The sequence below is a fragment of the Gilliamella sp. Fer4-1 genome, assembly GCF_001690515.1.
Taxonomy (GTDB): domain Bacteria; phylum Pseudomonadota; class Gammaproteobacteria; order Enterobacterales; family Orbaceae; genus Gilliamella; species Gilliamella apicola_C.
On the sequence record NZ_LZGZ01000060.1, the window covers coordinates 21,672 to 29,481 of the forward strand.

The following is a 7,810-nucleotide window of genomic DNA, read 5'->3' on the forward strand; positions in this document are numbered from 1 at the left end:
TTAACCCCCTAGTTTGCTTTTATCACGAACAGCGCCTTTATCGGCACTCGTCGCTAAACTGGCGTAAGCTTTAAGCGCGTATGATACATAGCGATTGCGGTTATGCGGAGTAAAGGCTTTGTCGCCACGGGCAAGTTCGGCTACGCGACGGCGCTCAAGTTCATCAGCAGGCACATCTAATACTAATTTGCGATTTGGGATATCAATATCAATCATGTCGCCATCTCGTACCAGAGCGATTAATCCACCATTTGCCGCTTCTGGCGAGATATGACCAATGGATAAGCCCGATGAACCACCCGAAAATCTGCCATCGGTAATTAGCGCACAGGATTTGCCAAGCCCCATTGATTTTAAGTAGCTTGTTGGGTAGAGCATTTCTTGCATACCAGGTCCCCCTTTTGGACCTTCGTAAATAATGACAACCACATCGCCAGCTACGACTTTACCACCTAAAATCGCATCGACGGCGTCTTCTTGGCTTTCAAACACTTTTGCTGGTCCTTTAAAAACGAGATTTTCAGCGGCAACCCCTGCGGTTTTTACAATAGCGCCATCAAGCGCAACGTTACCATAGAGTGTGGCAAGCCCGCCATCTTGGCTATAGGCATGCGCTTTGTTACGAATGCAACCATTTTGGCGATCATCATCAAGCGTATCCCAGTAGCAATCTTGTGAAAATGCTTTGGTGGTTCGAATGCCAGCAGGTCCACTACGATACATTTTTTTTATGGATTCATCGGTGGTTTGTGTGATGTCATATTTAGCAAAAGTTTCCTCTAACGAAAGCCCAAGTACATTATGAACATTACGGTTGAGTAACCCCGCTTTGTTTAATTCTGACATAATAGCTACAACACCACCCGCACGGTGCACATCTTCCATATGATATAATTGCGTGCTTGGCGCCACTTTACATAAGTGAGGGACTTTGCGTGATAGTCTGTCAATGTCAGACATGGTAAAGTCAATTTCGCCTTCTTGCGCAGTTGCCAATAAATGTAATACTGTATTGGTTGAACCGCCCATGGCTATGTCAAGTGACATGGCGTTTTCGTATGCGGCTTTGGTGGCAATGGAACGAGGAAGATAAGATTCATCATCTTGTTCATAATAACGTTTGGTGATTTCAACAATACGTTTAGCTGCGTTTAAAAAGAGTTGCTCACGTTGTTTGTGTGTCGCAACCAGCGAGCCATTACCAGGTAGTGAAAGCCCTAAAGCTTCGGTTAAGCAGTTCATGGAATTGGCGGTAAACATGCCGGAGCAAGAGCCACAGGTAGGGCAGGCTGACTCTTCAATGGCTTTGCTATCCTCATCGCTAACATTGGGATTGGCACTTTGGATCATGGCATCGACTAAGTCTAATTTGATGATTTGGTCAGATAATTTGGTTTTACCAGCCTCCATTGGTCCACCTGATACAAATACCGTTGGAATATTTAAGCGAAGTGAGGCCATTAACATACCCGGCGTGATTTTGTCGCAGTTTGAAATGCAGATCATGGCGTCAGCACAATGTGCGTTAACCATATATTCCACTGAATCAGCAATCAGTTCCCGTGATGGTAAGGAGTAAAGCATCCCACCATGCCCCATAGCGATGCCATCATCAACGGCAATAGTATTAAATTCTTTGGCAATGCCACCAGATGCTTCAATTTGCTTGGCGACCAGTTGTCCAATATCTTTTAAATGGACATGCCCAGGTACAAATTGTGTGAATGAGTTAACCACCGCAATGATGGGTTTACCAAAGTCTTCATTTTTAACGCCAGTTGCACGCCATAATGCGCGGGCGCCAGCCATATTTCGACCTTCGACCGAGGTTGCTGAACGATATTTAGGCATTTCTTGCTCCCAATTTTTATGCAAGTAACCGTGTGTAACGGTTTATAGTTCTTTAAAATCTATCATCAAGTTAACAGCTATCCGCCAAATGAATTGGCGGATTTTGTTTTTATAGTTTATTTAATTGGATCTAACCAACCGTATTTATCTTCAGTGCTACCATTAAATAACCCAAAAAATGCTTGTTGAATTTGTTTGGTAATTGGACCACAACGACCAATGCCAATTTGAATGCGGTCAACACTGCGCACAGGGGTGATTTCGGCAGCAGTACCTGTCATAAACACTTCGTCGGCTAGATAAAGTGATTCACGTGATAGTATTTGTTCGCGAACTTCAATACCAATATCACGTGCTAGCGTTAATACCGCGTCGCGCGTAATACCCGGTAGTGCTGAAGATGATAAAACAGGCGTATATAAAATACCGTCTTTAATAATAAATAGGTTTTCACCAGCCCCCTCAGATAAGTGACCATGCACATCTAATGCAATACCTTCTTGGAAGCCATTAGCGCGCGCTTCTGAGCCGATTAATAATGATGATAAATAGTTACCACCTGCTTTAGCGGCTGCTGGAATGGTATTTGATGCAACACGATTCCAAGAAGATACCATAGCATCAATACCTTGATCTAATGCTTCTTCACCTAAATAGGCGCCCCATGGAAATGCGGCAATCATAACATCAGTTTTATAGCCAGCAGGTGGGTTAACGCCCATGCCTACATCACCAATAAATACGAGTGGGCGAATGTAAGCGCTTTCTAAATTGTTTTTCTTGATGACTTGGCGAGTCGCTTCCATGATTTCTTCAAGTGAATAAGGAACAGGAAAACGATAAATTTTGGCTGAATTTAATAATCTTTGTGCGTGTTCTTTATGACGAAATATTGCAGGTCCTTTATGTGTATTATAACAACGAACACCTTCAAATACCGATGTACCATAATGTAAGGCATGCGACATCACATGTACTTTGGCGTCTGCCCATGGAACCATTTCACCATTTAACCAAATATAATCAGATTTTGTTGTCGAACTCATTGTGTTTTCCTCTTCAATTTTACTATTTGATAAGCATGTATTTTGCTTTAGATATTTTTGCTTTAACGGTCAAGCATTATACTATACTTTTTTGTTTATTTAACGGCTAAAATGTTTGCTACTTTATTTTAACTTATTGTTTAGTAATAAGTTGTTGTTGAAAGCTTTTATTCAATCGTTATCACATCCTCTAATTTTTCGACTTGCTTTTGTAATGTCGAAAGCCATCTTTCAGTTGTTAAAGTGATGTTTAGAATCAATAGGTTATTTTCAATAGTTTGCATTTGCATTGATGTAATGTGCCCACCACGATGACGGAGCACCCGTAATATACGCTCAAGCGATCCCAATTTGTCATAAGCTTTTATGGTCAATTGATGTTGTATTTGTTCGTTCATCACTTACTCCTTACCACTTTTATCTAACATGTTTTCGTTAGCCGCTCCTGGTGGTACTAAAGGCCATACGTTTTCTAATTCGTCTATGCATACATGCAAAAGGTAAGCACCGGTTGAATTGAACAAGTTATCAAGTGCTGTATTGATTTGTGATTTTTTACTGATACTTTGCCCCGGTATGTCAAACGCTTTGGCTAACATTAAAAAGTCTGGATTGTCTGATAAATTGGTTTCACTATATCTTTCGTTAAAAAATAACTCTTGCCACTGGCGAACCATGCCTAAGCGTTGGTTATCAATTAATACAATTTTTATTGGTAATTTTTTACGTTTAATCGTGGTTAATTCTTGGACATTCATCATAAAAGATCCATCACCTGATACGCAAATCACACAATCAGTTGGTCTTGCCATTTGTGCGCCAACTGCCGCAGGTAAACCAAAGCCCATTGTGCCAAGCCCACTTGATGTAATAAAGTTTTGTGGATGATTAAAACGCATATGCTGGGCTGTCCACATTTGGTGTTGCCCAACATCTGTTGTGATAATGGTGTTGGCCAATTTACGTTCCGAAATCATTTTTAATAATGTTGGGGCGTAAATAGCTTCACCTGGGTGATCGTAACGAGTTGGGTGTTGAGCTTTTAGTTCTTCAATCTTTTGGTGCCAAGCCTGTATCGATACGCTTTGATTAAGCAATGGTAATACCTGCTTTATGTCACCTTGTAATCCTAAGTGGCTTTGGCGTAATTTATTGATTTCGGCTTGATCAATATCGATATGAAGCACTTTAGCATGCCGCGCAAATTCATTAAGATTACCAGTCACCCTGTCATCAAATCGAACGCCTAGGGCAATTAATAAATCGCACTCTTGCACTGCTAAGTTCGCCGCTTTAGCTCCGTGCATACCAATTAATCCTAAATAATAAGGATTATTAATATCCGCAACACCAAGCCCTTTTAATGTTGATACACTTGGGATTTGTGTAAACGTCATAAAGTCTCTTAGCTCAGATATTGCACCAGACAGCCCAACACCGCCACCAATGTAAAGTACTGGCTTTTTGGCTTGGACAATCATTTCTTTAGCGTGTTTTATATCACTAGGCCAGATTGGGTATAGTTGAGTTTTATCTTGAGTGGTTTTTAATGAGTATGGTGTTAAATATTGTTGATAGTCAAGGTTGGCAAGCTGTATATCTTTGGGAATATCAATCAATATTGGCCCAGGCCTGCCTGAGCAGGCTAAATTAAACGCCTGTTCTAAGGTATTTGGTAAGTCTTTGGCGTCGTCAATTAAGTAACTGTGCTTGGTGCAGGCTAGCGATAATCCTAAAACATCAACTTCTTGAAAGGCATCGGTGCCAATTAATTTGGTCGGTACTTGTCCTGTTATAGCAACAACAGGAACCGAATCAATTAAGGCATCAGCAAGACCTGTAATGATGTTAGTTGCACCAGGTCCCGATGTAGCGATGCAAACCCCGATTTTGCCAGTTGCACGCGCATAGCCAATGGCGGCCATAGCAGCTCCTTGCTCATGCCGACACAGTACATGTTCAATGCCGCCATCATAAAGTGCATCGTAAAGAGGCATAATTTGTCCACCAGGATACCCAAAAACGGTGGTTACGCCTTTTTCTTTTAAGGTTTTTACTATCCACTGTGTTCCTAACATTTATTCCTCACTTGTGCTTTTTTTGTTCAGTTGTTATTCATAAAAAAACCCCCGCTTTTGGGGAGCGGGGGTTTTTGAGTTATGTACGAACATATTTTTAATTCAAAAAACGCCCCCGCGTTGGAATAATGACCACGCTGACAATAATAATGTTGATGAGGACGAGTTTGAGTGAAAATTTCATAATGTTGTATAATTAACTTTTTTGGTCATTTTTAAAAACTATTTCTAACAAAATACTCGTTTTAAAAAAAAGTGCAACAGTTTTTTTAGCTTTTGTAATATGAAATGAAGAATTGATAAAAAAGTTTCAGTATTGAAAACAGCGATAGAGTAAAAGCGCTAAAAACATTTTCTTGATGGTGTTAACTATTGCTACGATATTAATTATAATAAAATCATTATAATTTAATTTAAATCAATTTGTTATCAATAAAAATAATTTGCTGTACTAAGCCTGTTATCACTAGCTTAATATATCGTAATTTGCTACACTTAATCAGGTGCAAGATTATGCAGCATTTATGGCTTTGGTATTAATGCTTTTATTGACCTCCACCAAGCCAATCATGGAAAGTCACCTTTTATCATTTAGTCGCCTAAAATTTTTATTCATTTAGTTTTTATGCATTTTGTTTTTATGCATTTAGTTTAAAAGTTTGGAGCAATGATATTGAGAAATACTATTAAGCTTTAAGAAATAAATATTCTAATTTTTTAGTATCGGTAAATATAATTTATTGAATTAGTTAGGTATTTTAAAGATATAAAATATGCTTAGCAATAGGATTTTGTGATCATTAATTAATTTTATTTAAGTTATATTGAATTTGTTTTCAAATACATGGTTAACTTAGGAGAAAATTATGAGCAAACACATCTATAATCCACTTACCAAATATCATCATACTAATTTCCCAAAACAAACACAGGCTGCCCCGGCTTTACAGTGCGAAATGACCCCAATTCCAGATTGTGGCGAAAAAAGTTATCAAGGTCACGGGCGCTTAGAGGGACGTAAGATACTTGTTACTGGTGGCGATTCAGGTATTGGTCGTGCAGCGGCAATTGCTTATGCTAAAGAAGGCGCTGATGTGGCAATAAACTACCTTCCAATTGAGCAAAAAGATGCAGAAGAAGTCGCCAAAGTTATTCAAGCATCTGGACGTAAAGCGGTGCTAATTCCTGGTGATTTAAGCGATGAAGCTTTTTGCAAAAAATTAGTTGATGAAGCGCACCATCAATTAGGTGGATTAGATAATTTAACCTTGGTTGCGGGTAAGCAAACTGCGGTTGAAGATATTATGGATCTCACAACTGAGCAAATTAAGAAAACCTTTGAAATTAATGTGTTTTCGCTTTTTTGGGTTACTAAAGCGGCGTTGGGTTATTTAAAACCAGGTTCAACAATTATTACTACTTCGTCCGTTCAAGCTTATCAGCCGAGTGGTAATTTATTAGATTATGCCGCCACCAAAACGGCCATTATTGCTTTTACTCGTGGTTTAGCTAAGCAATTAGCGCATAAGGGCATTCGTGTAAATAGCGTGGCACCAGGGCCTGTCTGGACTCCATTACAAATTTGTGGTGGTCAACCAAGTGATGTCATTCCAGAGTTTGGTCAACAAACCCCATTACAAAGAGCAGGCCAGCCAGTTGAACTTGCTGGTGTTTATGTACATTTAGCATCGGAAGAGTCAAGTTATACCACTGGCGAAACCTATGGCGTTACAGGTGGTATGCATATTAACTAATTGATATTTTTTACTGCAAAAGGGCGGACTTAAGTCCTTTTGCTATTAATGCTATATAATTAATGATTTAAAATCAACAGACTATTATGTATAAAATCATTATAGTCACAATATAAAAATAGAAAACCAAAAGGGAAATAAAATGAAAATTTTAAAAGTGATTACGCTAGCAATGTTAGGCTTTTTTTTAGTTAATTGTGATAATTCAAACTCAACAACTGATGATGTTAAACAAAAAAGTGAGCAAACAGGCTCAGAAATGAGTGATAAGGCAGGGCAATTAGGTAGTGAAATTAGTGATAAAGCTAGTAAATTAGGTTCGCAAATTGAAGAGAAAGCCGAGCAATTAAGCTCACAAGTTAGTGATAAGACCAGCCAATTAAGTTCAAAAGTAAGCGAGCAAGCTAAGCAAGTTAGTTCAGCAGTTATTGATAAAGCTCAAGATTTGTATGAACAAACAAAATCTGAAAAAGATGATATGCTCAATAAGGTAAGAGACGGTCATTATGGCGTTGCTCAAGATTTAATGCTTAAAGCGATCAAAACAAAATTACCGGCCACTATTGATACAAGTATCACTTTAGTTGATGTATCAGCTGAGAATAATACCATTAATTATAAATATAATGTGAATAATATCACTAAGGATGCATTACAAAATGAAAGCAATCAAAAAGAGGTAAAAAATAACTTAATTGAGTTTTATTGTGGTGATAGTGCAAGTATGAAGACACTACGATTAGTCTTTCCACGAGGCGCTAACCATAATTACTATATCAATAATGATAAAGTTTTTTCAGTAGATGTAAAACCAAGTGATTGTGAAGATGATTAAATATACTCTGATTAAATAAAAATATAGTAAAAATTGATACATCATAAAAGGGCTAACCAAGCCCTTTTTAAAATTCTTCACTAATTTCAAGATAATTCAGAATATAGCAAAAATAGCGCGCTAACAGGCGGCTATGGGTAGAGTTGAAAAGCAGTATTATCTTAATCTTAATAACGTATTTATAGCATTTATAGCGACGAGTATTGTCTAATATTTTGACAAGAATCAATCACTCAAAAAAGTGAG

Annotated in this window: 6 protein-coding genes; 2 read left to right on the top strand and 4 right to left on the bottom strand. The window is 38.3% G+C overall.

Annotation, left to right across the window (positions count from 1 at the left end; genetic code table 11):
- From ilvD to ilvG, 4 genes are all read right to left on the bottom strand, one after another.
- Positions 1–1,851: a dihydroxy-acid dehydratase gene (gene ilvD, locus A9G30_RS02035; RefSeq protein ID WP_065587882.1), complete on the bottom strand. Its 1,851-nt coding sequence runs from the start codon at positions 1,849–1,851 to the stop codon at positions 1–3.
- 116 nt (positions 1,852–1,967) lie between these two features.
- A complete protein-coding gene (locus tag A9G30_RS02040) occupies positions 1,968–2,897 on the bottom strand; it encodes a branched-chain amino acid transaminase (RefSeq protein ID WP_065581962.1) in 930 nt (309 codons plus the stop codon).
- A 167-nt stretch (positions 2,898–3,064) separates the two neighbouring features.
- Positions 3,065–3,295, bottom strand: coding sequence for an acetolactate synthase 2 small subunit (gene ilvM / locus A9G30_RS02045; protein WP_065581963.1), 231 nt, complete (start codon positions 3,293–3,295; stop codon positions 3,065–3,067).
- 3 nt (positions 3,296–3,298) lie between these two features.
- Entirely contained in the window at positions 3,299–4,975 is a 1,677-nt protein-coding gene (gene ilvG, locus A9G30_RS02050) for an acetolactate synthase 2 catalytic subunit (RefSeq protein WP_065581964.1), read from the bottom strand.
- Positions 4,976–5,841: 866 nt separating this feature from the next.
- Here ilvG and A9G30_RS02055 point away from each other — a divergent pair.
- Positions 5,842–6,729: an SDR family oxidoreductase gene (locus A9G30_RS02055; RefSeq protein WP_065587883.1), complete on the top strand. Its 888-nt coding sequence runs from the start codon at positions 5,842–5,844 to the stop codon at positions 6,727–6,729.
- Between the two features lie 142 nt (positions 6,730–6,871).
- Positions 6,872–7,564 (top strand): YtxH domain-containing protein, encoded by a 693-nt coding sequence (locus tag A9G30_RS02060; RefSeq protein ID WP_065587884.1) that lies wholly within the window; start codon positions 6,872–6,874, stop codon positions 7,562–7,564.
- The last annotated feature ends 246 nt before the right edge of the window (positions 7,565–7,810 follow it).

Coding starts and splice junctions, on each gene's coding strand:
- ilvD (WP_065587882.1), bottom strand. CDS start 1,851: ATGCCTAAATATCGTTCAGCAACCTCGGTCGAAGGTCGAAATATGGCT.
- A9G30_RS02040 (WP_065581962.1), bottom strand. CDS start 2,897: ATGAGTTCGACAACAAAATCTGATTATATTTGGTTAAATGGTGAAATG.
- ilvM (WP_065581963.1), bottom strand. CDS start 3,295: ATGAACGAACAAATACAACATCAATTGACCATAAAAGCTTATGACAAA.
- ilvG (WP_065581964.1), bottom strand. CDS start 4,975: ATGTTAGGAACACAGTGGATAGTAAAAACCTTAAAAGAAAAAGGCGTA.
- A9G30_RS02055 (WP_065587883.1), top strand. CDS start 5,842: ATGAGCAAACACATCTATAATCCACTTACCAAATATCATCATACTAAT.
- A9G30_RS02060 (WP_065587884.1), top strand. CDS start 6,872: ATGAAAATTTTAAAAGTGATTACGCTAGCAATGTTAGGCTTTTTTTTA.